This is a genomic window from Ferruginibacter sp., from assembly GCF_049840995.1.
Taxonomy (GTDB): Bacteria; Bacteroidota; Bacteroidia; order Chitinophagales; family Chitinophagaceae; genus Ferruginibacter.
This window is the reverse complement of record NZ_JASGIP010000009.1, coordinates 119,396-143,772: the sequence shown is the minus strand read 5'-3', so window position 1 is coordinate 143,772 and position 24,377 is coordinate 119,396. Positions and strand designations below refer to the sequence as shown.

Sequence of the window (24,377 nt, the reverse complement as noted above, 5' to 3'; positions counted from 1 at the left end):
TTCAGTCCACTCTTTTTTTATTAGAACCATTTGCTGCGGTAGTAGCTCCCAACAGTTTTCAATCCAGTTAATCCCAATCCCCTATTTTTGTCTATGTTTAACGTATGATTGCCTTACAGTTCACAGCTCATCAACCATGAGCTATGAACCATCAACCATGAATCATTAACTATCAACCATGGACTTACAATTCAATAAGAACGAAGACGCCAATAAACTGGCCTGGAGCCACACCAAAAAACTGCTGGAAAAGATATACGATGGCGGTGGCAAAAAAGCAGCAGCCAAACAAAAGGAAAGAAATAAACTCACCGCAAGGGAGCGCATTGCTTATTTGTGCGATGCTGACAAACCTTTTATTGAGCTGGGCGCATTTGCAGGATATGAAATGTACGCAGAACAAGGCGGTTGCCCCGCAGGCGGCACCGTAAGCGGCATAGGTTATGTAAGCGGCCGGCAATGCATTATTGTTGCCAACGACCAGACGGTAAAAGCGGGCGCCTGGTTTCCCATCACCGGTAAAAAGAATTTGCGCATGCAGGAGATATCGATGGAGAATAAATTACCCATCATTTATTTAGTGGACAGCGCCGGTGTTTTTTTACCGATGCAGGATGAGATATTTCCCGATAAAGAACATTTTGGAAGAGTGTTCCGCAACAATGCAAAGATGAGTGCGATGGGTATTACGCAGATAGCTGCCGTAATGGGCGCCTGTGTGGCCGGTGGTGCATACCTGCCCATCATGAGCGATGAAACATTGATGGTGGAAGGCAACGGTTCTATATTTCTCGCAGGGCCTTACCTTGTAAAAGCAGCCATTGGTGAAGACATTGATGCAGAAACATTGGGCGGTGCAGAAACACACAACGCATTAAGCGGCATTGCCGATTATAAATTCAGTACAGAAGAGGAATGCCTGGACCATATTAAAAAAATATTTTCCAAACTGGGCAAACCGCAAACAGCGGGCTTTGACAGGATAAAGGCAACAGCACCAAAAACCAGCGAAGCATCCATCTATGGCATTATGAGCGAAGGCAATACCAAACCGTATGATATGCTGAACATCATCGATTGTATTGTGGATGCAAATAGTTTTGATGAGTTTAAAGCGGAGTATGGTAAAACAATTGTTTGCGGCTATGCCCGTGTGGATGGATGGGCTGTGGGCATTGTGGCCAACCAACGGTTGATAGTAAAAAGCAAGAAAGGTGAAATGCAGTTAGGCGGCGTGATCTACAACGACAGTGCCGATAAAGCCGCCCGCTTTATCATGAATTGCAACCAGAAAAAGATACCCCTGGTTTTTTTACAGGATGTTACCGGCTTTATGGTGGGCAGCCGCAGCGAGCACAGCGGCATTATAAAAGATGGTGCCAAACTGGTGAATGCAGTCGCTAATTCGGTGGTACCCAAGATCACCATTATAGTGGGCAACAGCTATGGTGCCGGTAATTATGCCATGTGCGGCAAAGCATACGATCCCCGTTTTATCTATGCGTGGCCTACGGCAAAGATCGCGGTGATGGGCGGCGAACAGGCGGCCAAAACATTATTGCAGATACAGGTAGCCGCTTTAAAAAGCAAGGGCCAGGAGATAGACGCTGCAGAAGAACAGAAAATGCTGAACCAGATCATTGACCGGTACAACAGCCAGACGACACCTTATTATGCTGCCGCACGGTTGTGGGTAGACGAAATTATTGATCCCGCCGCCACCCGTAAAGTAATTGCCGAAGGTATTGCCGCAGCCAATAACAACAGCGATATCCCGGAATTTAAAACCGGCGTATTCCAGGTATAATCATCAAAAGCAGCAATATGCCTGAAACATTCATTGAAAAACTCATTAAAATATTTGATGAGGCAGGAACAGAGAAGGTTTTTGCTAAAGGCGAATTCCTGTTAAGAGAAGGCGAAACAGAAAAACATTTGTACATGGTGGTATCAGGCGCCATCAGGGTATTATACTTGTCCGAATTTGAGGAGCAGACCATCCGCTTCGGGTACGAAGGATCGCTTATCAATTCACTCTCCTCATTCATCAAATCAGCACCTTCAGAATTTTATATAGAAGCGATCCGGAAGACCACCATTAAAATGATCGCTAAAGAAGATTTTTTACAACTGGTACATAAGGATCATGAAACACTCAGCCAGTATGTGAGTTTACTGGAATTATTACTCACCCAACAAATAGACAGGGAAATAGACCTGCTGATCACCTCTCCTTCCGAAAGATTGAAAAGAGTATTGGAAAGAAGCCCCAATGTATTTCAGCAGGTGCCATTAAAATACATCGCATCCTACCTGCGCATGAAACCCGAAACACTCAGCCGCATCCGGAATTCTTGATTTCAGTCAAGCTGCGCAAAAAAAATACGGTCAATATTTGCATAAACAAAAAGACAATGCAGATACAAACCAATTTACTCATCGCAGAATTGCTGAACCTGGCCGAAGATGCCACAGACGCAGCAAAACAATTCAAAACACTCAGCACCACCGAATTGAATTTTAAAAAAAGCCTGGAAGCATGGAGCATTTTAGAATGCCTGGAACACCTGAACCTGTACGGTGATTTTTATTTACCGGAAATAGAAAAACAAATACTGGCAAATACAAAACACCGTGCCAATAGCGTTTTTAAAACAGGACTGCTCGGCAATTATTTTGCAGGGTTGATGAAGGCAAAGAACGGCAACATTAAAAAACTGAAAGCGCCCAAAGACAAGAATCCTGTCAACTCAGCCTTGACGATCACCACCGTTCACCGGTTCATCAAACAACTGGAACTATTGAAAGTTTTACTGGAGCAGGCAAGAACAGTGGATCTTACAAAAACAAAAACCGCTATTTCATTAACACCACTTATAAAATTAAGACTGGGAGATACTTTTCGTTTTTATGTGTATCATATAGAAAGGCATATTGCGCAGGCAGAAAGGGCCGCGAAAGCAGCAGAAGCACACAGCTATGCAAAGGAAGGTTCTAAAACAGTCCTTTTATAAAATCGCTGAAAAAAGTAAATGCAAAACAACGTACCACCACGGTAGCAAGACAAACTTTCACCAGCTTTTTCATATTGGCATTAAAGCCCACGCCAACAGCAATGGCGGCGGGGGCGCCAAATAAAAAAGTACCGATGATGCCCAAGCCATACAGGCCATATTTTTTCCAGATGGCATAGATCAAACCGGTTTTTGCTTTCGGTGGTTTATTTTTCCGGAATCTTTCATTGATGAATTTTTCTATCCTTGCACCTAAGAATGCTGCGATAAAAACACCGATGATGCCACCCGTTAAAGTACAGCCGAGTATCACCCAGGTGCCCATGCCAAAAGCATGCGCTGTAGCGAGCGCTGCATAGGTTTCAAAAGTAGCCATTGCGGTTACTGTAATTATTTCGGGAGCCATTGGTTAAACAGGTATTAATTGCGGCAATCAATTATTATATAGCTGTACAAAATTCACAAAAAAAATCATTCGGGCAATGCAGTATTTTGTGCGTTGTCTTTTAAAGCAACGCCACTGTATTGTAAACGAAAAGCCTCCTGTATCAAATAAAATACCTTGTTGGCAGCTGTTACAACATCCATCCCTGCCGGCCTGATATTGGAAATACAGTTCCTGCATTCATCTGTTGCCCCGATTGCAGGAGCATACGTTAAATAAGCGCCCATACTATCTGGTGAGCTAAGGCCCGGCCGCTCCCCTATTAACACCACTGTACATTTAGCATGCAGTAATACGCCCACTTCATCAGCAATGGCAACCCTTGCCTGCTGCACCAAATTGATGGGCGCCAGTACAAAACCAGCTTGCAGCAGCATCGGTATAAGGCATTGCAATAAAGGCAAAGCATGTTCATTCACTGCGGTTGCAGATAAACCATCTGCGATAAGGATCGCAATATCACAGCTGTCATTGCTGTTTTTTAGTTGTGCTGCCGAAGCTTCATGGAGTTGTCTTCCTAAATCGGGGCGTTGTAAATATGCATCGCGGTGCTGCGCTTTGCTGTGCAACAGGCTAAAGGATAATTGCAGTTGTTCCAAACCTCTTATGATCTCCTGTTCATTCAGCAGGGCATACACAGCATCCCTTGCATGCGCATGCGCCAACCTGAACTGTAGCAACTCTTTTAAAGGCACCGCCACACCCGTACTGCCCAATGCAATGCGTGCATTCGTAAATTGCTTTAACGATTGCCAGCTATCAGGAATGATAGGTGAAGGATGCTCCATATTATAGTGCTTTCAATAAAAGATGATTGTTATTAACCGCAAGCCGGTTGCCTGCAGTATCCATAATACCCTGCTGCATCAGCCATGCTTCAAATTCCGGCGCCGGTTTTTTGCCCAGCACTTTACGCAGGTACAGTGCATCATGAAATGAAGTGGATTGATAATTCAGCATAATGTCATCTGCACCCGGTACACCCATTATAAAATTGCACCCGGCCACACCCAGCAATGTAAGCAGTGTATCCATATCATCCTGGTCGGCAGCTGCATGATTGGTATAACAGATGTCCATACCCATTGGCAGCCCTAATAATTTGCCGCAAAAATGATCTTCCAGCGCTGCACGGATGATCTGCTTACCGTCGTATAAATATTCGGGACCAATAAACCCTACAACTGAATTCACCAGGTGTGGTTTGTATTTTCTTGCTACAGCATAAGCCCTTGCTTCGCAGGTTTGCTGGTCAACACCTTCATGCGCATTGGCCGATAATGCCGAGCCCTGCCCCGTTTCAAAATACATTACGTTATTGCCAACGGTACCTCTTTGTAAGGAAAGTGCTGCATCATACGCTTCATCCAGCAAAGCAATAGATACACCAAAACTATTGTTCGTTTTTTCTGTACCACCAATGGATTGAAACACGAGGTCTACCGGCGCTCCCTGTTCTATCAATTGCAACGTAGTGGTGATATGCGCCAGCACACAACTCTGTGTAGGAATATTAAATTGATGGATCACTTCATCCAGCATCTGTAATAATCCACTCACTGCTACAGGCGCATCCGTGGCAGGATTAATGCCGATCACCGCATCGCCACTGCCATACAATAAACCATCCACCATACTGGCGGCAATACCCCTCCTGTCATCTGTAGGATGATTGGGCTGCAGCCTTGTGCTCATGCAACCTCTTGTCCCGATTGTATTCCTGAATTTTGTGATCACTTCGCATTTTTGCGCCACCAGTATCAGGTCCTGGTTACGCATCAGTTTGCTTACGGCGGCGATCATTTCTGGAGTAAATGCAAAACACAATTGCTGCAGCATAGTTGTATCAGCTGCATCGCTCAGCAACCAGTCACGCAATTCACCTACTGTAAAATGACCGATGCGTTTAAAATTAACGGCATCATGTGTATCAATAATTAATCGTGTAACCGTATCCGTTTCATACGGCACCACGGCTTCATTTAAAAAAGTCTGCAGCGGTACATCTGCCAGTGCCATCTGTGCTGCAACCCGTTCTTCATAACTATCCGCTGTCAACCCAGCTAATGCATCCCCGCTACGGTAAGGTGTCGCCTTAGCCAGTAATGTTTTAAGATCCTTAAAAACATACGCAGTATCTTTTATAGCGGTGCGGTAAGGCATTATTATACTATGATGATTTAAAAGAAGGCATTTTGTTTTTTGTGCCGGCCTGAAGTTACAAACAGTATCACGATCAGCAGCAATAGTGCAAAAAAATAAACGCTGATCATCGGGTTATAATATACAATGGCTACGAGGCAGACAAGCGAGAGCAACAATGCCGTTGCCGGGAAACAAGGATAGAACGGCGCGTTGAAAGGACGTGTTGCCTGTGGCTCTTTTTTTCTTAGTACAAAAAGGCTGATCATACTGATGATATACATTACCACCGCACCGAGTACAGAGAAAAGGATCAGTTCATTCGTTTTTCCTGAAAGGATTGCAATGATACCTACCACTGCACCCATCAGCAATGCCCAATGCGGTGTACGGAAACGTGGATGTACTTTGGAAAGAAATCCCGGCAGGTAATTTTCTCTTGATAGCGAAAATATTTGTCTTGAATAAGCCGTGATCAAACTATGAAATGATGCTATCAAACCAAACAATCCAATGCCTGCAAACAATTTGGTGAACTGGTTATTCTTTCCCAATGCATAGCTGATAGCCTCGGGTAAAGGATAATCAATAGAAGACAGATTTTTCCAATCGGTAATGCCCGCTGCAAATACCATAATGCCCAATGCAAGTAATACTAAGGTAATGATACCGGAAATATATCCCCTGGGAATGGTACGATGCGGATCTTTTGTTTCCTCTGCCACCATAGCCACACCTTCTATAGCCAGGTACAGCCATATTGCAAAAGGCAATGCAGCAAACACACCGGACCAACCAAAAGGCATGCTGTTGTGCATAAAATTTTTCATTTCAAAATGCGGCGCCACAATGCCCATAAAGATCAGCAGCTCGGCCACCGCCAGTAATGTGATGATCAACGTAAACACCGCTGATTCTTTTACACCCAGTAAATTAATAAGCGTAAAAACAATATAACTGCCGATAGCAGTGTATTGCACATCGAACCATCCATATAAAAAATGCAGGTAACTGCCCAGCGCATAAGCAATGGCAGGCGGCGCCAGTAAAAATTCCACCAGTGTTGCATAGCCGGCGATCAGTGCACCAGTAGCGCCCAATGCTTTAAAAGCATAAGCAAAAGGACCGCCTGCATCGGGTATAGAAGTGGTAAGTTCGGTAAAGCTGAAAATAAAACACACATACAGCAGGGTAACCACCAGTGTTGCAATGATCATACCTACGGTACCTGCAACACCCCATCCGTAGTTCCATCCAAAATATTCGCCGGAGATCACCAGCCCCACTGCAATTGCCCAAAGATGGGTGGCGCTCAATGCTTTTTTTAATACAGGCGGGGATGAGGTCATAGTCAGGTTGGTTTTCCTCAATATAAAACTAATTGCCTGATAATTTATGGCGGTATCAAAATATCAGCTTATTTTAATACCGCTTTTCAGGAAACAAATCAATGCTCTACATCTCATTTTATAATAAATTACATATTCTTTAAAAGATAATTTTCAGCAACAATGAAAAAACATTTTACACGCCATATTATTTGTGCAGGTTTTTGTTTGATACATTTTATCAACACAGGTTTTTCGCAGGTGATACAAACCACTTCCAAACCTAACCCATCTGTTGATATGGAAAGATTACAGCGCATTGATGAACTGGTGAACAGTTATATCAATAAGAACTGGGTGACCGGCGTGGTTACCCTGGTGGTAAAAGATAATCAACTGGTGCAGTACAAAGGCTATGGTGTTGCAGATATGGATACCAAAAAAGCAATGACCAATAATACCATCTTCAGGATCATGAGCCAGACAAAAGCTATTACCAGCGCCGGTATTTTAATCTTATACGAACAGGGTAAATTATTATTGGATGAACCCATTGCTGATTTCATTCCTGCATTTAAAAATCCTGTGGTGCTGGATAAATTCAACAAAGCTGATACAACATATACCACCGTACCTGCAAAAAGGGATATCACGTTCAGGGACCTACTTACGCATACATCCGGTATTGATTATGCAGGTATCGGTACCGAAGAAATGAAAGCAGTATATGCAAAAGCAGGCGTACCATCGGGATTAGGTTATTTTAATGCCAACCTGTTGGAGAAAATGAATGTACTGGCCAAACTGCCTTTGAAGAATCAGCCGGGTGAAAAATTTTTATACGGCTTGAACTGTGACCTGCTGGGTTGTTTGATAGAAGTGATCAGCGGCACCACGCTGGATGATTTTTTAAAGAAAAACATTTTTGATCCGCTGGGCATGAAAGATACTTATTTCAATGTACCGCAGGAAAAAGCCGGGCGCATGGCAAGCGTATACACAGAAGATAACCAGCACCATGTTATAAAATGGGCGCACGATTTCAGGAATATCGATCCCGATTATCCTTTGATGAATACGCATTATTTTTCCGGTGGCGCCGGCTTATCATCTACCGCTTACGACTATGCGATATTTTTACAGATGCTGTTGAACGGTGGTAAATATAATGGCCATCAAATATTATCTCCCCGCATTGTAAAAATGATGATCAGCGGCCAACTGGATCTTAAGATAGGCGCCAATGATGATAATTTCGGGCTGGGCTTCGAGATCACTTCCGCTAAAGCTGCAGCAAAGTTGCCCCGCAACGAAGGCAGCTTTGCATGGGGAGGCTATTATGGCACTACGTACTGGGCCGATCCAAAAGCCAATCTTGTTTGCCTTATCATGACGCAGCAAACACCCAACAGTCACGGAGATCTGGCTGCAAAATTTGAAACGATCGTGTACAGCAGTTTAAAATAAACAGGTACGAATAAAGAAGGCCGGTGCATGCACCGGCCTTCTTTATTGATCACAATTTTTTTATCTTAAAAACCTGTAGGTCCATTTTACTAAAAAGATATTCCTGGCCTGTGATGCGAAGGCGTTGGTGAAGAGGCTTTTTACGATCGGTGTATCCAGTTCATTAAAAGCATTATCGGCCGTATTGCCCTGGCTCCATACCAGGTACAGTTCACTACCGGGTTTGTATTCCCATCTTGCTACAAGATTACTACGGAACTGCACAAAATTAAAATCGGGTTTACTGAAAGTATAATCCGTGATACCATCATTGTTCTCATCCACCAGGTACTGGTCCCCATTAAGCTTTACCTGGTTAGCCGCAAACTTGTGAAACCTGTCATCGTATTGTTTGGCCATCGGGCTGCTTACATAGGCAAAATTGCTGTACACAGGTCTTGTAATAAAAGGCTGCCCGTAGTATTGTAAAGTAAGATCGGGCGTGATATTATAATTCAACCTTGCTACAAAACGCAGCGTATTTTGTTTTACCTGGCTTACAATAGTGCGGATGGTATTATTGAAATCCACGTTTTCCACGAACTGGTCCTGGCGGCGGCGGTAATAACTGTAACTGCCGCTCAGGCTGATGTTCAAAGCATTGGTAGGCTGGTATATTACCGATAAGCTGACGTCTTTGCCTTTAGTGGTGTTCTCAAAACCCCAGAAATTACTAAAGCTTACACTGCCCTGCACTTTTTTCCTGTAATCGGTATTCAGGTAATACGAGTACCCCATACCGTTAGGATGTCGGAAAGCGCTGGCTCCCCGTAAAGCATTGTTGGTAATTTCAAGCGGGTTCCAGTTAAAGCCGCCGCCTGTCTGCCAGTTATTTTTAAAAGTGGCATGTGCATTTACGTTGAACAATTGGAAGATGAATTTACCACTGTAATCCCACCTGCTCCAGTGGTTATAGTTCAGCCTTGCATTGCGGAAAACTGCAAATGGTTTTTGAAAATGCAATCCCATCCAGGTAAAATGATTGATCTCGTTGGTGGTAAGCATGAAACCAATATCATTCAACTCCAGTTGCGGGGAGCGGAGTGTAAAACCCGTTTCAAATTTAAACACCTGCCCCAGCCTGCCCGGCCTGCCACCAATCTTACCAAACCTTACCGTACCACCTGTACCGGTAAGCGCAGTGCGGCTGCTGTCAACACCCAGTTCCGTAGCGCCCGGCCGCTGAAATAAATGTTCAAATGCAGTTTGTGTATTCAGTATCGCTTCTTTGGTACCCGTTACATGGCTGTACACTACATTGCCCCTGATATACCAGGTGCGGTTGCGCCAGTAATGCAAAAAATCAAAACCGCCACTATATGCACTGCGGTGCAGGATATCACTCAAACCGTTCTCCCTGTTCACTGCAGTGAATATGCCACCAATGATCGTATTACCATGCTTAAAATCTTTCTGCAAACGTCCTACAAAATAACTCGTTAAAGGTTCCACCAGTTCCTTACGGCGTACACCGCTTTTATCGATGGTGGCCATCTCCCGTTGCGTAACACTTTCCAGGATACCGATACTCAATCCTTTTTTCGTTTTACCACTGAATTTTGCAGCACCGAGGATCGAAGTATTTTGCGGAACATCAGCGTATTCGCCTGTACCGGTATTGGCAAAACCATGCGGCGAACTGCCGATACGCCGGCTGTAAAAAAGCAGGTCGGCATCATAATCGCCACCGGCTTCAGAACCGGTGAGCTGGTAATCGAAAATATTCCTGCTCTCGATAAAGAAAGGCCGTCTCTCTTCAAAAAAATTCTGAAAACCGTCTATGCGTACCTGTGAGGGGTCGGCTTCCACCTGCCCGAAATCGGGATTGATGGTAAAATCAAGTATCAGGTCATTCGTAACCGCTACTTTACCATCCACACCCGCCGATACTTTTGCATCCGATCCTGTAGCGAAAGGATTGCCCGGCTCCGCTTTGTATTTTTCTGCCTTTGCAGTAACATAAGGCGCCACTTCCACCTGGCGGTGCATGGGTATATCCTTGATGCCGTGCAGCTCTGCAAAACCACTCACCCATACACCCGAACTCTGCGGCACCAGTTGAAAAGTGCTCCGCTCCTCTTTACGGAAAAGCCGCCGCGTAACCTGGAAACCCCACACTTTTTCTTTTTCGTTGCCATAGCGCAACTGGCTGAAAGGGATCTTTATCTCAGCCGTCCAGCCATTCTTGTTCACATGTGTTTTGGCATACCAGATAGGATTCCAGCTTTCATCCCAGTTATTACCATCATTGCTAACAAATTCATCGCCCCTTACTCCCGATACGGAAGTGGTGAAGGAGAATGCGGTACGTTTATCATGATAACTGTCAATATTGATCTCTACAAAATCTCCGGGAAAATCATCCCGCCTGCCCATTCTTTTTACGATAGAATCGGGAGATACATCATAACACCAGTACGCCACGTACAAATATTTTTCGTCGTACAATATTTTAAACTGGGTGGGTTGCGACGGTGCTTTACCTTCATTGGGCTGCCATTGTGTAAAATTGCCGCCAAATTCAACCGTGTTCCACGCCTCTTCCGAAGGAATGCCATCGATAGTGATGGAACCGGTCTTTAATGCTTTTGTAAAATATTTCTTTTTAACGATGGAGTCGTTAGCAGCTTTTAAGGAAAGGAATAAAAGGCTGAATATAGCAGCAGGCAGCAGTTTTTTAAACATACTCAATATTAACCCTTGCCACTCAATACAAAAATGTAAAATTTAGCAACGGCAATTTTCTTCAATAGCTGGTTAAAGGTATTTTTAAAAGGGAGTTCACTGTAAAAATCATTGTTTTCTGTTTTATAAATTACTATGAGAAATATTATTACCTAACTAACATTAACTTAGCGCCTTAATAAAAAAAGATTGAGCAGCATACAGATCTATACAGACGGCGCATCGAGAGGCAACCCGGGCCCGGGTGGATATGGCATTATATTGATGTGGAACAACCACCGCAAAGAAATATCAAAAGGTTACCGCTTGACCACCAATAACCGCATGGAATTACTGGCAGTGATAACCGCACTGGAAGCCTTGAAAAAAACAGAACTGCCGGTACAGGTTTATACCGATAGTCAATACGTGGTAAAAGCCATCACCGAGGGCTGGCTGAAGAACTGGATAAAGACCGATTTTAAAGGTGGTAAAAAGAACAGCGACCTGTGGAAGCATTATCATAGAATTGCGGCAAAATTTAAGATCACCATGCATTGGGTAAAAGGGCATGCCACCAATCCATTCAACAACCGTTGCGACGAACTGGCCACCAGCGCCGCCGATGGAAAAGACCTTGCCATAGACGAATGGTACGAAGCCAATGAATATGAAAAATAATAGCAGCACCCATAAAATATTATGCAGCTGGAGCGGCGGTAAAGACAGTTGCTTTGCCCTGATGCAGGCCATACAACAGGGTTACAGCCCCGCAGTGTTACTGAACGTATTAAATGAAGCAGGTAAAATATCCCGCAGTCATGGTATTCCTGCTGCAATACTGCAATTACAGGCCAAAGCCGCAGGGCTGCCTATTGAACTGATCGCCAGCAGCTGGAATGATTATGAAATGAATTTTACAGGTGCTTTAAAAAGGCTGAAGGAAGAGTGCGATCTGTCACACGCTGTATTCGGTGATATTGACCTGCAACCGCACCGCGACTGGGAAGAAAAGGTTTGCAGCAATGCGGGGCTTATTGCTGTATTACCACTGTGGCAGCAAGACCGGAAGCAACTGGTAATGCAGATGCTGGATGCCGGCATCAAAACGATTATAGTAAGCTGCAACGAGATAATGGGACCGGATTTTTTAGGCCGTTTGATAGATGAACAATGCGTGGCCGACCTGGAAAAACTGGGTGTGGATGTTTGTGGGGAGAATGGAGAATTTCATACCCTGGTCATCAACTGCCCGCTCTTCAGCAATCCTATTAAAGTAAACGTAACGGAAAATATACTGCACGAAAAATACTGGTTTACCCAGTTGGAGGCGCAATAAAAAAAACCTGCCGGTTAAAGCAGGTTCTTTAAAATATTTTTTATCGATCAAGCGAGTTGCGTATCTGCTTCCGGCATTAGTTTTCTTACAACTGCATAAGCGCCAAACAGCAGGGCGGTATAAAAAACATTGCCCATGAACAGGTTCAGTACAAAATTGCCAAAGAATTCATTTTTGTAAAAAGGGATCGCTGCGTAGTAGCATTCCATTAAACCAGCAAATGTTTTTGGATAAAATGCGCCACTCACCCACACGCCAAAATTGGAAAGAACAAAAAATATAACACTGCTCCACAGGCAGGCAAACAGTATATTTTTGGTGTTAACTTTTTTGATCTGGGTAGCAAGGAAAGTGATCAGGATAACAGCGCCATATACAAAAGACTGGCTGATATCATAAAAACCCTTGGTATCTGTAAATAATTCAAACAGCACATCGCTCAACAGCAAAGCACCTAAAGGCAGCACCAGTGCATATTTTTTATTACCCACTACAGCGCCTCCAAAAATGGCCAAAGAAGCAATCGGTGCAAAATTGGGCGGATGCGGCAGTAATCTTGAAAGTGCAGCAATCAGTATCAATCCGGCTGCAATAATGATCATGGGTTTATTTTGCGTCTTCATCTTTTGATTTGTTTGCAGCAAAAATAAGCAATAATATTTTTATTTATCAATTAGTTTCAACCGGCTTTTACCCAATATTATTTACACGCCTGCCAACCTTTCTGCCTGTATTTCAAACTAAAAGAAGGGCTCAGGCCTTCATTCAATGGCAGCACACAATCAAACAGGCAGCACAGGCGAAAATATGGCGGCAAAACACCTGGTTCAAACGGGTTTTACCATACTGCACCAAAACTGGCGCCACGGCCGCCTGGAAGTGGATATCATTGCAACAAAAGACGATGTATTACATTTTATAGAAGTAAAGACCCGGCGCAGTAAACAATTCGGCCTGCCGGAAGATGCCGTATCAAAAAAGAAGCTCCGTAATTTAATTGATGCTTCAGAAGAATTTTTATACCAGCACCCGCAATGGCAAAGGATACAATTCGATATACTGGCCATCAGCATTTTTAAAGGAACAGCGGTGGAGTATTTTTTTATTGAGGACGTTTTTTTGTGAGGGTTACGGGTTGTTTTCGTTACGGGTTTGTTTGTTTGCGAATAAATCCTCAAAGAAAAGAATACCTATTCGCCAACAAACAAACCCGCAACCCGTAACAAAAAAAACAATCTAAAATCTGCAATCGCAAATCTAAAATCATAAATCTACAATTTCCCCGCCGCAGCCATCATCTTCTCCACCAGCTTATACGTAGCCGGGCAGTACTCGATATTTTGTTTATGAACGTGCATGTAGTCCACCATCTTCTTTTTAGGCAGGTGCGGAAAGCCGGCACAATCCACCGGGCGTATCTCGTAGATGGAACACTTATTATCTTTTAAATTCAAAAACTGGCAGGGCTGCTTTTTATTCTGCCAATCCTTATCTCTTTTTTCGTACACCAGCCATTGGTCTTTGAATTGCTGCGGTGTTTGATTAAAATGCGCCGCAATTCTTTTGATATCCGAAGGCGTATAAGTAGGCGTCATTGTTTTGCAGCAATTGGCACAGGTAAGGCAGTCCACTTCTTTCCAAACTTCAGGTTCCAGTGCAGCTGTTAATTTATCCAGGCCACGTGGAGGGTTATTTTCTGTTTTGGTAAGAAAGGTTTTCATGCGCCTTTTATTCGCCTTCACCTTTTGCTTAAAGGAACGGAGATTGACTGCCTGCATATTAAATTTTAATGGTTGTAGATAAATTAAAGCAGCGAAAATAGTGTATAATTGTTTTAAATAAACTTAAGCTGCAAAATTATCGCTCACTTATAAAGCGAAATGCAGCACTGAAGTTATTTAATGACTTAATGACCAATGACTCCTCTCTATGTGGGATGCTTATAAAAAAGGCTACAAAGCCTGGTTACAATTGGAAAAATCACTGGCAGATAATTCGGTGGAAGCCTACCTGCATGATATTGATATGCTCACCGTTTTTTTACAGGATACTGGTTCCAAAGCGCCCGATAAAGTAACCCTGCAGGACCTGGAACAATTTGTAAAATGGATTGCAGAGCTGGGCATGACGGCCACTTCGCAGGCAAGGATCATTTCGGGATTGCGCAGTTTTTATAAATATTGTTTGCTGGAACAGATCACCACAGTGGATCCAACGGTACTATTAGAAGCGCCGAAACTGAAGCGTGCCTTACCCGATACTTTGAGTTTCCAGGAAATAGAGAACATCATTGCGCAGATAGACCTGAGCAAACCCGAAGGCGGCCGCAATAAAGCCATGCTGGAAACACTTTACAGCTGCGGCCTGCGGGTAAGCGAACTGGTGAATTTAAAGATCAGTTGTTTATACCTCGATGTGGGATTTATAAGAGTGATCGGTAAAGGCGATAAAGAAAGGCTGGTACCCATCGGCAGTGATGCCATTAAATACATCAAAATTTATAAGGATGATATCAGGGTGCACCTGCCGGTTAAAAAAGACCAGGAAGATATGTTATTCCTCAACCGCCGTGGCAGCAAACTTACCCGTGTAATGGTATTTTTAATTTTAAAAGAGCTGGCTAAAAAAGCCGGTATCAGCAAAACCATTTCGCCGCACACTTTCCGGCACTCCTTTGCAACACATTTGGTGGAAGGCGGCGCCGACCTCCGTGCGGTACAGGAAATGCTGGGTCACGAAAGCATCACCACCACCGAAATTTATACGCATTTAGACCGGGAGTATTTAAGAGATACTTTGCAGCAGTATCATCCTGCTTTTAAGTAGCCGCCTCACACGGTCAGACGAGGGCGTCAGACCGTGTGCGCCGCATGATCTGACGCCCTGTCTGATCATGCATGGTGCGACGCCCCCGTCTGACCATGTAAAACAGGAACGCAAAGCAATAAAAAAACCGGCCCAATGCTCCTGTTTGATTACTCTGTGAGGAAGGCATCACGGCCGGCATAAAACACAACCAAACTACTGAATAAGAAAGTTGTTAGTGCTGATCATTTTGTTATTACCATCAAACAATCTTATATAATAAATTCCACTGCTCCAGTTGGTACCGGTCTGCAGTGCTGCTGTATATTGTTTTGCAGTTGTAACAGTTTTTTGCTGTAACACAATTTGTCCCGAAGCGTTAATAACCTGTATCACATGATCCCCGGGCTGTTGTACACTATACGCAATTTTAAAAGCAGCACCTTTCACAACCGGGTCAGGATATATTTTTAAAGTCGCATGTGGCTCAATTGCCTTGCCTTGTATTAACTGTGCTAATCGCACCGTATCTTCTTTTTTTATGAAAGAAGAAGAAATATTTTTTCTTAGTATACAAACCGGGCCGTTGCCGATCCTCACGGTATCCAATGTTTTCGTTTTATTGAAAGTTGCTTTACTGGTAGAGATAATTATTGCGCCATTCTTACCTTTCATGCCAAATAAAGCGACGGCATCCACAGGTTTCAACACAGTGATATCCACGATCAGGTCAGTGTCAATATTCTTACTATCTTTTATTATTAAACCATCTACAACTAATAAAGCAAGTTGGGCACTATCGGTAATTCTCCCCCTACATCTTATTAATACAGCCGGCCCCGCTTGTGAGGACATAGAAACTACACCATGTTTATCTTTTAAAACCGCGGCAAAAGATGCTTCTGTTGTTTCAGATAAAATGGATTTGCCTGGCACACTGTTATTTTGAGAAAACCCTGCATGGTTTATTCCTGTCATCAATGTCAGCACTAATACACGCATTATGTTAATACTTCTCCACATTATCTTATAACGATTTTATCTGTAATGATCAAGCTGGCTTTTTTATCCAGTACACGAACAAAATAAACCCCGCTGCTCCATTGCATATCTGTTGGTATGGTTGCAGTAAGTTCTTTTATAGAAGCAACAACCTGTTGCTGTAAAAGAATTCGTCCCGTTTCATTAACAACCTGCACAATATAATCACCCGGCATTTTTAATTTTAACGCCACTGTAAATGCATTACCTCTCTGAACAGGATCAGGATATACTTTCAACGCTCCAACCGCTTTCAACACCATTGTTTTTACAGAGTCCTTTACTGTTGCCCTGATACATACACCCGGTATCATTCCTCCCATAGCTGACACGGCGCCTGTTACGGTTGTTCTTTTGAGACTGCCATAAGATTTAACAGCAACTGTATCTAAGCTTTTATATACTGCCTGTTGTTTCTTTTTTGTATTGATTATTATAGCGCCATTGCTGCCATAAGGGCCGAATAATGCGGCAGCGGCAGGCCCTTGTAAAACAGAAACATCTTCTATATTATCTGCACCTATAGCATCTGCAACTGCTTTTGTCGTAATCGTACCATCTACTACATACAATACATCGGTATTTCTTAAAGTAGAACTTACATTGCCCATCAACCGAACCCTGGATGCTGGCTGTACAACTACCGGCTTTTTATGCAGCAATATTTCTTTATTGATCTTTTTTTCATTGAAATAACGGGCATTTATTTCCAGCTCCTGGTCATCATATCCATCAGCGATCACTTTAATGATATAGTTTTCATCCCGCCTTACTTTATCCAGTTTAAAAACACCTTTGCTGTTAGTCAAAACAGTATCAATTTTATCTTTTCCTGTTTTTGCAATGATCAAAGATGCTTTGGATACCTGCTGCAGCGTTGCATTATCTTTTACATTGAATGTGAGCGTATATTTTGAATAGGTTTTTTCAGGCATTCTTCTAAAAGATATTCCGCCTGCCCGAGCCACTATATATTCTTCTTTAGGAGGGTTAGGATCTTTTTCAAGTTTGAATTCATAATTTTTCAATCCCTGCAATGTCACTTCCATTGGCTTAAAGCTGGCTGCACTGATCACTATTGTATCTTTAGCCACATTTACTTTCAAACTAAACGCTCCATTCGCATCAGCATTCAACCCAGTATTACTTTTTTTAATTCTTACAGATGCAAATGGAATAGGATCACCATTGATGTCTTTAACTACGCCATTGATTACAGAGTTCTGATTTATTGCTACCTCTCCTACTTTTCCGGCAAGCGCATCATTTATATTCGTTGTTCTTACCACATTCAATTGATCCGCACTCACTTTTTGCACACTACCAGTTGTCATTCTTTTATTTTGCGCTTTGGTATTGTTTGTTTTACTAAAGAACAGTAACAGCATGGTGATATAATTCCAGTACCAGAACTTCCTTTTCTTTATTTCCTTCGGCATACTGATCGTTCTTTCCAGCTGATCGGGATAAGCCCGGCCGCATACTTTTTCGGTGGTGATGGTGGAGAAATAATTCAGCACTTCCGCATCGCTCATATTGCTGAAGTCAACCACCTGTTTGGCGCAGGCATTACAAAAGCGGCCCTGTTCTGAGGGTGCCATTGCATCCCAGTTCTCATGGCATGGTTCCGGTATGGAGAGCTGCATTTGCTGCATAACAGTTAGTTTTTAAGGTGCTTTCAATCAGGATGCACGTAGTTTCCGAATTACATAAATTATCTTACCCCTACATTTTCTGCTTCCACTTCTTTGTCATCAACAACATTTCCGGCAAGCCTGGAAGCGGTTTTAACAAGGTCTAGGAACTCTTTCCGATAGCCTTCTACATCATACTGTAAAGCGGCTCCCCGGGCCAGGGATAGAATATTTTTGTAGCTGGCAGATTGTTTGAACCTGGAGTTTCTCAATAACAGGCCAAATTCTGCCACCGCTGCGGCAAAACGATAATTACCCGATGCTGCTGATAAAGATTCCCGCTGATCAGTTACCGGTTTTACAATCAGCTTACTGGTTGCCCCATCGGGTTGTTTGTACCGTAATTTGATTGTCATCAATTCATTATTGAACGACTTTGCCGGGGCATTTCCCACAGCCTGGTATTTTAAAGCATCTATCTTTTTCAAAAAAGGAGAATTAATACCGGCAGGAATGATCTCGTACAAAGCCGTTACGGTATGCCCGCTGCCCATTTCGCCGGCATCTTTTGTATCATCCTTAAAATCTTCTTTGGCCAGCATACGGTTTTCGTACCCGATCAGCCTGTAACCCTGTACAAAAAACGGGTTGAATTCTACCTGTAGTTTTACGTCTTTTGCTATTGTGAACAAAGTGCCGCCGAATTCATTCACCAATACTTTTTTAGCTTCACTCAGTTGATCGATATAAGCATGGTTGCCATTACCCTTATCCGCCAGCTTCTGCATTTTGGCATCCTGGTAATTATCCATACCAAAGCCAAGTACGGTAAGGAATACGCCATCCTTCCTTTTCTTTTCTATCAATGTTTCCAGCGCAGCATCACTACTCACCCCTACATTAAAATCACCATCCGTACATAAAATGATCCTGTTGTTACCATCTTTAATAAAATTATCCAAAGCTGTTTTATAAGCAAGGTTGATACCGGCTCCTCCCGCAGTGGAACCGCCTGCAGACAAGGCATCAATTGCATCTTTGATCTTTTGTTTTTGCATACCGTCGGTAGAAGGCAATACCAATCCTGCATTACCTGCATACACACACAAGGCTACTTTATCCTGCTGGCGCAATTGATCCACCAATAACTTTAAAGAACTTTTTACGAGGGGTAATTTATTTTCATCTTCCATAGACCCTGACACATCTATTAAAAAAACGAGGTTGGCAGCAGGCAGGTTTTGCGTAGGAATAATCTTTCCCTGTAAACCAATTAATGCCAGGCGATGTTCCTTGTTCCAGGGGCAATCACTTATTTCTGTATTTACCGAAAAAGGCTCATTGTCTTTTGGTTGAGGGTATTCATACTTAAAATAATTCACCATTTCTTCTATCCTAACGGCGCCGGCTGGGGGCAGTTCTTTGCTATTTAAAAACCTGCGCACATTGCTGTACGAAGCTGCATCCACATCAATAGAAAAAGTAGACAGCGCATTGTCTTTTACAGTTAAAAAATCATTTTCCTGTGTAAGATCATACCCTTCCCTGTTTGTACCTGAACTATCGGCGGCATAATTGCTTTGCCCTGCCCAATGATTGCTTAATTTAGTATCCTGGTTGTTATTAACAATGTAGCCGGAACCGGATTGAGATCTCACCTGCACTCCTGCAACCTTGCCGGCAAGGGCATTACTAACGTTACCCATTCTTACTGTATTCAATTGCTCCGGGGAAATTGTTTGACATGCTCCACTGACTGATCTTACATTTCGTTTTATATTATATGCGCCAACAACCACTACTTCCGTTAATGTCTGGCTGGAATGTTCTAAAGCTATTGAAAGCACTTTTTCTGTTCCTACTTTTACCTTTACTGCTATATAACCAGGGCCACCAATTTCCAATTCATCTCCTTCTTTTACTTTGATGGAGAAAACACCATCGGCATCAGCGGTTACTGCTTGTTTAGTTCCGGTGATCTTTACTATAGCAAAGGCCACTGGGTTGCCATCTTTATCCAATACTTTACCGGTTAAAACAAATGGCGCTGCTGCTGAAAAAGCAAAAGAAACAAAAATAAATAGCCCGATTACAAAGAGTACTTTACGCATAACAATTGATTTGTTATACTGATGCAAAAAGTTTTGCGGATTACATAAAATGTTTTAAAAAAAATAAAACAACAAACTTTTGTATACAAAAAAATATCCCGGCTTTGCCGGGATATTCATTCAATTATTTTTGTTGTAAACTATTACACATTCAATTGCTGCTGCTGAAAAGAAACCGAGTTGGTATACACCGAATTGGTGACCCTTTTACGATAGTTCTTAAAAAGGCTTTGCCAGCGCAGTTCCAGTACACCCAGTATACCTTCTTTTACAATGCCTTTATTCATTTTGCTGGCCCCCAGTTCACGGTCGATGAATGTAATGGGTACTTCCACTATTTTAAAGCCCAGTTTCCAGGCGGCAAATTTCATTTCGATCTGGAAAGCATAGCCCACAAAACTGATCTCTTCCAGGTTGATGGTTTCCAGTACTTCCCTGCGGTAACATACAAATCCTGCAGTAGGATCTTTTACCGGCATCCAGGTGATCATGCGGGTATATAAAGAAGCGCCTTTTGATAACAGTATCCTGTTGGCTGGCCAGTTTTCCACCGCTCCACCTTTTACATAACGGGAACCTACCGCCACACCGGCACCCTGCTTACAGGCCTGGTATAAGCGTTCCAGGTCTTTAGGATTGTGCGAAAAATCTGCATCCATTTCAAAGACAAAACGATAGCCTTTATCAATGGCCCATTTAAAGCCAAAAATATAAGCCGTACCCAACCCCAGCTTTCCCTGGCGTTGTTCTAAAAACAACTGGCCGGGATATTTTGCAAATAACGAACGCACAATATTAGCTGTGCCATCAGGTGAATTATCATCAATGATAAGCACATGATATTGCAGCCCAAGGTCCATTACCGCAGCAATAATGTGCTGGATATTTTCCTTTTCGTTATAAGTCGGTATGATGACCAGTTTTTCCAAATCAGGTTCTTGTATACTCAAATTTACAAAAAATAAGGGAATGCTTTATGCAGATATTTCCCACAGGTACAAATTAGTTGTTTTTTAACAGGGCGCGGTTGAATATCTCCGTGAGCTTCTGCTTGGTATGCAATGGAAAATCGCCCCGCATCATCCAGTCGTAGTACTGCGGTTCAGCTTTCAGCACTTCTGCTACCGAACGGCCTTTATACTTGCCAAAATTGAATATTTCCACCCCCTTATCATCAAAACTAAAGCGGCGGGCATAGTCTACTATCTTTTCTTCACCGATCACGCCCAGCACCGATTCTACAGTATTACCAAGCTTCTCGTATCTTTTTAATTGGGCCAGGAACACATCAATGGTGGCGCTTACATCGGCTTCGGCACTATGGGCATCCACCAGTTCTTTTTCGCAAAAGAATTTATAAGCGGCGCTTAAAGTACGCGGTTCCATGGTGTAAAAGATATGCTGCACATCGATCATCTTTCTCTTGCTCAGGTCCACATCCAGTCCCGAGCGCAGGAATTCTTCCATCAGTATAGGAATATCAAACCGGTTGCTGTTATATCCCCCCAGGTCGCAGCCATCAATGAACATCTTTATTTCGTTGGCCGATTGTTTAAAAGTAGGTGCGTCTTTTACCATTGCATCAGTGATACCGTGAATATCGCTGGATGCTTTGGGGATGGGTATCTGTGGATTCAGTAGTTTTCTTTTTACCTGTCTTGACCCATCCGGTAGTATCTTTATTACAGCGATCTCGATGATCCGGTCGCTTGAAAGGCTTACCCCGGTGGTTTCCAGGTCAATAAATGCAATAGGGCGTGTTAGTTGTAACATGGTTGAGTTAAAGGTTGAATTCATATTTTATTGAAAACTAAGTTAAAAATAGTGGTGTTTTTACACTATTTCAAGCGGCAAGGTAATAATTTAGTAGATTTCGCCGTTTACCGTTGGTAATTTATCTTTGCACTTATTGGGCATCGATTTTATCTATTAAAACCTGAAAAATTAACCAATGAAAAAACTATTTTTCGCTTTGGCCATCCTTACCGTAATGGCAGCAATGTTTACCAGTTGCACCAGTACCCGTAAATCAGGATGCCCTGGCACTGAAGGCATTATCCATTAATTAAGCGCCTGTTGTTATGACCTGGATCGACCTGACAGAAGAAGCACAATTGAATGAATTAAAAGAATTATCGAAGCAAAAAGCCCAGGTGATCTTTAAGCACAGCACCCGCTGCTCTATCAGCAGCATGGCAAAAAACCGTTTGGAAAGAAGCACTCCCCCCAACAATGCCGATTTTTATTATCTCGACCTGGTAAAGCACCGCAGTTTATCCAATAAGATCGCTGAGGATTTTGCCGTAGCGCACGAATCGCCGCAGGTTCTTTTAATTAAGAATGGCGAATGTGTGTATGAAGAAAGCCATAGCGGCATACAGATGGACGAGATTGAAGAAATGGTTAGCGGTAAGCTATAGCTGGCACCGTTATTACAACACGCTTTTTATGATCTTACACGATCTGCCGGAAATCAATTCCGGATTTTTTTTGCCCGTATGTATCAATCCGGTATTAAACCGATGGGCACAATGATCTCCCATTTATTTTTTACACTGGGGTTCAGCAGGTCCTGATCCAGCAAATGCGTAAAGCGCACGCCAAAACTTACCGGCAGCGAATTCCATACCTTGGTATCAAAATATAATTCGCCACCCACGCTCCTGTTCTTGATCTCCGTTAATACACCGCTCACCCTTGCCCTGGCATTATTGTAATCATAAAATGCACAGCCCCTGATGCGCTGAAAATAAAGCAGGTCGGGGATACCGCCATCAGGATACCAGATAGGGAAATGATAATTGGCACCCAGCTTGTACATACGCCTGGTGCTTAAAGCTTCATACCCTCTTGCATAAGGAAAAATATTGCTGAACAGGTCGGGCAAAGTGTCGCGTTTTTGATAGGCTGTATTTATCACCAGGCTGTGATTCACAAACAGCCCAGGGAAATAAAAAGAAGCCGTGCCCACCATTTTATGGCTGTTGCTGTACGTAAATGCATCGCTGTAGTTTACTGCTAATGCCTGCGCCCAGCGGGGATTGATGTGTTGCTTTGCCTGCTGGCTGACATTACGGAACGATAAAAATGCGGTCACATAATCCACGGCTTTATTATTGAAAATATTCTCTGGTTACTTTTTTATAGGCGTATTGCTCAATATTATAACTGCCGCCAAAATTCAACAGCTTACTGGTGCGGCCACCTACAAAACGTAACGGGATATTAATCCCTGCCGCAAGTTTTGCAGTATTGAACTCGATCGGCGGCTTGCCGATCGCTGTATCTGCATGACGGTTAAAAGTTTCTTCAGCAGTCAGGCTCAGCTCAGGTAACCATGCCGCATACACGCTGCCGATACCTACCGTATGGCTTTTATCATTACGGTTATAAGTATAACTGATGCTGTTGGTGAAATTACTCAGTACATTATCGCTGTATAAAGTATAACCGTATTCCGGCTCATCCAGCACCGGCCGCCAGCTGTGAAAGCTGAAAAGATGGCCTCCCTTTCTGTAAGGCGTAACAGGATTTTTTTTATCTGCAAGGTTGTACAATACTCCGGCTCCAGGCCTGTTTTTTAAAGCATCATCTGCACCTGCTTCAGCAACTGTTGTTACAGCAGTTTCCGCAACAGGGGACCAGGCCATTCCTTTTAAATTTATTTTGGTCAACCGGTTACCGGCAGCAGTAAATGCTGATGCCACTAATTCATTATTGGAATTTACTGCAGGATAATATACACTTCCCGCGCCTGTGGTCAATGCAAAAATTTTATTGTTAGCCAATGTAACTGCAAACGTATTGTCCGCACCATTATTCATCATGGTAAAATAAACGGTATCTCCTTTTACGGAGGGATAGCCCAGTACATTGTACGAGAACGGCGTGATATTTTCTGTATGCCCGTTCGTAAGATCTACTTTTACCAATGCCATTCTTCCATCGGGATGGCGCACTGCAGATACAGCCGAGCTGTTGTTGATATATTTTGTTTGCGTAAAAAAATAATTACCCGGATTAGGAATTGCTGCAACCAGCTTTCCTGTAGCAGCATCCAGGCGGTGCAGGTTATTGGTGCCGTTGATGGCTACATTCACTGCCAGCACTTCGGTACCATCTGCATTGATATCAGGCGAAAAATATTTTGACCTGCTGGTAAGCCGGTATTGTTTTTTGGTGTGAATATCCAGTACCTGCAGCACACTGTAATCCCTGTTGCCCCATCGTGGATCTGACTGGAAAGAAGCATACACCACTTTGCCGTTCTTATAGGAGTAATAATCATCAATGCAATAATTCTTCACCCGTATCTTTTCTTCTTTACCATTGGTGATGATATAAAAAG

General features: G+C 43.1%; 23 protein-coding genes. 9 read left to right on the top strand and 14 right to left on the bottom strand.

Annotation, left to right across the window (positions count from 1 at the left end; translation table 11 throughout):
• Positions 1-178: 178 nt before the first annotated feature.
• Genes QM738_RS25045 through QM738_RS25035 form a run of 3 tightly spaced genes read left to right on the top strand, consistent with a single transcriptional unit; the run spans position 179 to position 3,014 of the window.
• On the top strand, positions 179-1,807 hold the full coding sequence (locus QM738_RS25045) for an acyl-CoA carboxylase subunit beta (protein WP_462279520.1): 1,629 nt from the start codon (positions 179-181) through the stop codon (positions 1,805-1,807).
• Between the two features lie 17 nt (positions 1,808-1,824).
• The gene (locus tag QM738_RS25040) at positions 1,825-2,358 is read left to right on the top strand and encodes a Crp/Fnr family transcriptional regulator (protein WP_462279519.1); all 534 of its coding nucleotides are present in this window, start codon (positions 1,825-1,827) and stop codon (positions 2,356-2,358) included.
• A 56-nt stretch (positions 2,359-2,414) separates the two neighbouring features.
• Positions 2,415-3,014, top strand: coding sequence for a DinB family protein (locus QM738_RS25035; RefSeq protein WP_462279518.1), 600 nt, complete (start codon positions 2,415-2,417; stop codon positions 3,012-3,014).
• Here QM738_RS25035 and QM738_RS25030 read toward each other — a convergent pair.
• From QM738_RS25030 to eat, 4 genes are all read right to left on the bottom strand, one after another.
• Positions 2,995-3,420 (bottom strand): hypothetical protein, encoded by a 426-nt coding sequence (locus QM738_RS25030; RefSeq protein WP_462279517.1) that lies wholly within the window; start codon positions 3,418-3,420, stop codon positions 2,995-2,997. The genes QM738_RS25035 and QM738_RS25030 overlap by 20 nt on opposite strands.
• Before the next feature lie 65 nt (positions 3,421-3,485).
• Positions 3,486-4,247, bottom strand: a complete 762-nt coding sequence (gene eutC / locus QM738_RS25025) for an ethanolamine ammonia-lyase subunit EutC (RefSeq protein ID WP_462279516.1) — start codon at positions 4,245-4,247, stop codon at positions 3,486-3,488.
• Between the two features lies 1 nt (position 4,248).
• On the bottom strand, positions 4,249-5,622 hold the full coding sequence (locus QM738_RS25020; RefSeq protein WP_462279515.1) for an ethanolamine ammonia-lyase subunit EutB: 1,374 nt from the start codon (positions 5,620-5,622) through the stop codon (positions 4,249-4,251).
• Between the two features lie 17 nt (positions 5,623-5,639).
• Positions 5,640-6,950, bottom strand: coding sequence for an ethanolamine permease (gene eat / locus QM738_RS25015; protein ID WP_462279514.1), 1,311 nt, complete (start codon positions 6,948-6,950; stop codon positions 5,640-5,642).
• 162 nt (positions 6,951-7,112) lie between these two features.
• Here eat and QM738_RS25010 point away from each other — a divergent pair, with 162 nt between their 5' ends.
• Positions 7,113-8,396 carry a serine hydrolase domain-containing protein gene (locus tag QM738_RS25010; protein WP_462279513.1) on the top strand — a complete coding sequence of 428 codons (1,284 nt, stop codon included), beginning with the start codon at positions 7,113-7,115 and terminating at the stop codon, positions 8,394-8,396.
• A 60-nt stretch (positions 8,397-8,456) separates the two neighbouring features.
• Here the strand turns inward: QM738_RS25010 and QM738_RS25005 are convergent, their stop codons facing one another.
• The gene (locus QM738_RS25005) at positions 8,457-11,120 is read right to left on the bottom strand and encodes a DUF5916 domain-containing protein (RefSeq protein WP_462279512.1); all 2,664 of its coding nucleotides are present in this window, start codon (positions 11,118-11,120) and stop codon (positions 8,457-8,459) included.
• Positions 11,121-11,309: 189 nt separating this feature from the next.
• On the opposite strand from QM738_RS25005, the gene rnhA reads away from it, so the two are divergent.
• Positions 11,310-11,780, top strand: a complete 471-nt coding sequence (rnhA, locus tag QM738_RS25000) for a ribonuclease HI (protein ID WP_462279511.1) — start codon at positions 11,310-11,312, stop codon at positions 11,778-11,780.
• Complete coding sequence (locus tag QM738_RS24995; RefSeq protein ID WP_462279510.1) at positions 11,770-12,438, top strand: Dph6-related ATP pyrophosphatase; 669 nt, start codon at positions 11,770-11,772, stop codon at positions 12,436-12,438. The genes rnhA and QM738_RS24995 overlap by 11 nt, the downstream gene beginning before the upstream one ends.
• A gap of 47 nt (positions 12,439-12,485) precedes the next feature.
• On the opposite strand, the gene QM738_RS24990 is transcribed toward QM738_RS24995, so the two are convergent.
• Positions 12,486-13,061, bottom strand: a complete 576-nt coding sequence (locus QM738_RS24990) for a DUF6580 family putative transport protein (protein WP_462279509.1) — start codon at positions 13,059-13,061, stop codon at positions 12,486-12,488.
• 145 nt (positions 13,062-13,206) lie between these two features.
• Here QM738_RS24990 and QM738_RS24985 point away from each other — a divergent pair, with 145 nt between their 5' ends.
• A complete protein-coding gene (locus tag QM738_RS24985; RefSeq protein ID WP_462279508.1) occupies positions 13,207-13,563 on the top strand; it encodes a YraN family protein in 357 nt (118 codons plus the stop codon).
• Between the two features lie 146 nt (positions 13,564-13,709).
• On the opposite strand, the gene QM738_RS24980 is transcribed toward QM738_RS24985, so the two are convergent.
• Positions 13,710-14,159 carry a YkgJ family cysteine cluster protein gene (locus QM738_RS24980; RefSeq protein ID WP_462279507.1) on the bottom strand — a complete coding sequence of 150 codons (450 nt, stop codon included), beginning with the start codon at positions 14,157-14,159 and terminating at the stop codon, positions 13,710-13,712.
• Between the two features lie 208 nt (positions 14,160-14,367).
• On the opposite strand from QM738_RS24980, the gene xerD reads away from it, so the two are divergent.
• The gene (gene xerD / locus QM738_RS24975; RefSeq protein ID WP_462279506.1) at positions 14,368-15,264 is read left to right on the top strand and encodes a site-specific tyrosine recombinase XerD; all 897 of its coding nucleotides are present in this window, start codon (positions 14,368-14,370) and stop codon (positions 15,262-15,264) included.
• 195 nt (positions 15,265-15,459) lie between these two features.
• Here xerD and QM738_RS24970 read toward each other — a convergent pair whose 3' ends face one another.
• The 5 genes from QM738_RS24970 to QM738_RS24950 all read right to left on the bottom strand — a co-directional run bounded on the left by QM738_RS24970 (position 15,460) and on the right by QM738_RS24950 (position 21,802).
• The gene (locus QM738_RS24970; protein ID WP_462279505.1) at positions 15,460-16,179 is read right to left on the bottom strand and encodes a T9SS type A sorting domain-containing protein; all 720 of its coding nucleotides are present in this window, start codon (positions 16,177-16,179) and stop codon (positions 15,460-15,462) included.
• 86 nt (positions 16,180-16,265) lie between these two features.
• Entirely contained in the window at positions 16,266-17,939 is a 1,674-nt protein-coding gene (locus QM738_RS24965; RefSeq protein ID WP_462279504.1) for a carboxypeptidase-like regulatory domain-containing protein, read from the bottom strand.
• A gap of 59 nt (positions 17,940-17,998) precedes the next feature.
• Positions 17,999-20,029: a vWA domain-containing protein gene (locus QM738_RS24960; RefSeq protein WP_462279503.1), complete on the bottom strand. Its 2,031-nt coding sequence runs from the start codon at positions 20,027-20,029 to the stop codon at positions 17,999-18,001.
• Positions 20,030-20,172: 143 nt separating this feature from the next.
• The gene (locus QM738_RS24955; RefSeq protein WP_462279502.1) at positions 20,173-20,958 is read right to left on the bottom strand and encodes a polyprenol monophosphomannose synthase; all 786 of its coding nucleotides are present in this window, start codon (positions 20,956-20,958) and stop codon (positions 20,173-20,175) included.
• Positions 20,959-21,031: 73 nt separating this feature from the next.
• Entirely contained in the window at positions 21,032-21,802 is a 771-nt protein-coding gene (locus QM738_RS24950; protein WP_462279501.1) for an exonuclease domain-containing protein, read from the bottom strand.
• Between the two features lie 308 nt (positions 21,803-22,110).
• On the opposite strand from QM738_RS24950, the gene ytxJ reads away from it, so the two are divergent.
• Positions 22,111-22,449 (top strand): bacillithiol system redox-active protein YtxJ, encoded by a 339-nt coding sequence (gene ytxJ, locus QM738_RS24945; RefSeq protein WP_462279500.1) that lies wholly within the window; start codon positions 22,111-22,113, stop codon positions 22,447-22,449.
• 83 nt (positions 22,450-22,532) lie between these two features.
• On the opposite strand, the gene QM738_RS24940 is transcribed toward ytxJ, so the two are convergent.
• Both QM738_RS24940 and QM738_RS24935 read right to left on the bottom strand, forming a co-directional pair.
• Entirely contained in the window at positions 22,533-23,126 is a 594-nt protein-coding gene (locus QM738_RS24940; protein WP_462279499.1) for a hypothetical protein, read from the bottom strand.
• Positions 23,127-23,142: 16 nt separating this feature from the next.
• Complete coding sequence (locus QM738_RS24935) at positions 23,143-24,336, bottom strand: TolB-like translocation protein (RefSeq protein ID WP_462279498.1); 1,194 nt, start codon at positions 24,334-24,336, stop codon at positions 23,143-23,145.
• Positions 24,337-24,377 lie beyond the last annotated feature (41 nt).

What these genes read in the sequence shown, in the direction of transcription:
- QM738_RS25045 (WP_462279520.1), top strand. Translation starts at nt 179, where the DNA reads ATGGACTTACAATTCAATAAGAACGAAGACGCCAATAAACTGGCCTGG.
- QM738_RS25040 (WP_462279519.1), top strand. Translation starts at nt 1,825, where the DNA reads ATGCCTGAAACATTCATTGAAAAACTCATTAAAATATTTGATGAGGCA.
- QM738_RS25035 (WP_462279518.1), top strand. Translation starts at nt 2,415, where the DNA reads ATGCAGATACAAACCAATTTACTCATCGCAGAATTGCTGAACCTGGCC.
- QM738_RS25030 (WP_462279517.1), bottom strand. Translation starts at nt 3,420, where the DNA reads ATGGCTCCCGAAATAATTACAGTAACCGCAATGGCTACTTTTGAAACC.
- eutC (WP_462279516.1), bottom strand. Translation starts at nt 4,247, where the DNA reads ATGGAGCATCCTTCACCTATCATTCCTGATAGCTGGCAATCGTTAAAG.
- QM738_RS25020 (WP_462279515.1), bottom strand. Translation starts at nt 5,622, where the DNA reads ATGCCTTACCGCACCGCTATAAAAGATACTGCGTATGTTTTTAAGGAT.
- eat (WP_462279514.1), bottom strand. Translation starts at nt 6,950, where the DNA reads ATGACCTCATCCCCGCCTGTATTAAAAAAAGCATTGAGCGCCACCCAT.
- QM738_RS25010 (WP_462279513.1), top strand. Translation starts at nt 7,113, where the DNA reads ATGAAAAAACATTTTACACGCCATATTATTTGTGCAGGTTTTTGTTTG.
- QM738_RS25005 (WP_462279512.1), bottom strand. Translation starts at nt 11,120, where the DNA reads ATGTTTAAAAAACTGCTGCCTGCTGCTATATTCAGCCTTTTATTCCTT.
- QM738_RS24995 (WP_462279510.1), top strand. Translation starts at nt 11,770, where the DNA reads ATGAAAAATAATAGCAGCACCCATAAAATATTATGCAGCTGGAGCGGC.
- QM738_RS24990 (WP_462279509.1), bottom strand. Translation starts at nt 13,061, where the DNA reads ATGAAGACGCAAAATAAACCCATGATCATTATTGCAGCCGGATTGATA.
- QM738_RS24985 (WP_462279508.1), top strand. Translation starts at nt 13,207, where the DNA reads ATGGCAGCACACAATCAAACAGGCAGCACAGGCGAAAATATGGCGGCA.
- QM738_RS24980 (WP_462279507.1), bottom strand. Translation starts at nt 14,159, where the DNA reads ATGAAAACCTTTCTTACCAAAACAGAAAATAACCCTCCACGTGGCCTG.
- xerD (WP_462279506.1), top strand. Translation starts at nt 14,368, where the DNA reads ATGTGGGATGCTTATAAAAAAGGCTACAAAGCCTGGTTACAATTGGAA.
- QM738_RS24965 (WP_462279504.1), bottom strand. Translation starts at nt 17,939, where the DNA reads ATGCAGCAAATGCAGCTCTCCATACCGGAACCATGCCATGAGAACTGG.
- QM738_RS24960 (WP_462279503.1), bottom strand. Translation starts at nt 20,029, where the DNA reads ATGCGTAAAGTACTCTTTGTAATCGGGCTATTTATTTTTGTTTCTTTT.
- QM738_RS24950 (WP_462279501.1), bottom strand. Translation starts at nt 21,802, where the DNA reads ATGTTACAACTAACACGCCCTATTGCATTTATTGACCTGGAAACCACC.
- ytxJ (WP_462279500.1), top strand. Translation starts at nt 22,111, where the DNA reads ATGACCTGGATCGACCTGACAGAAGAAGCACAATTGAATGAATTAAAA.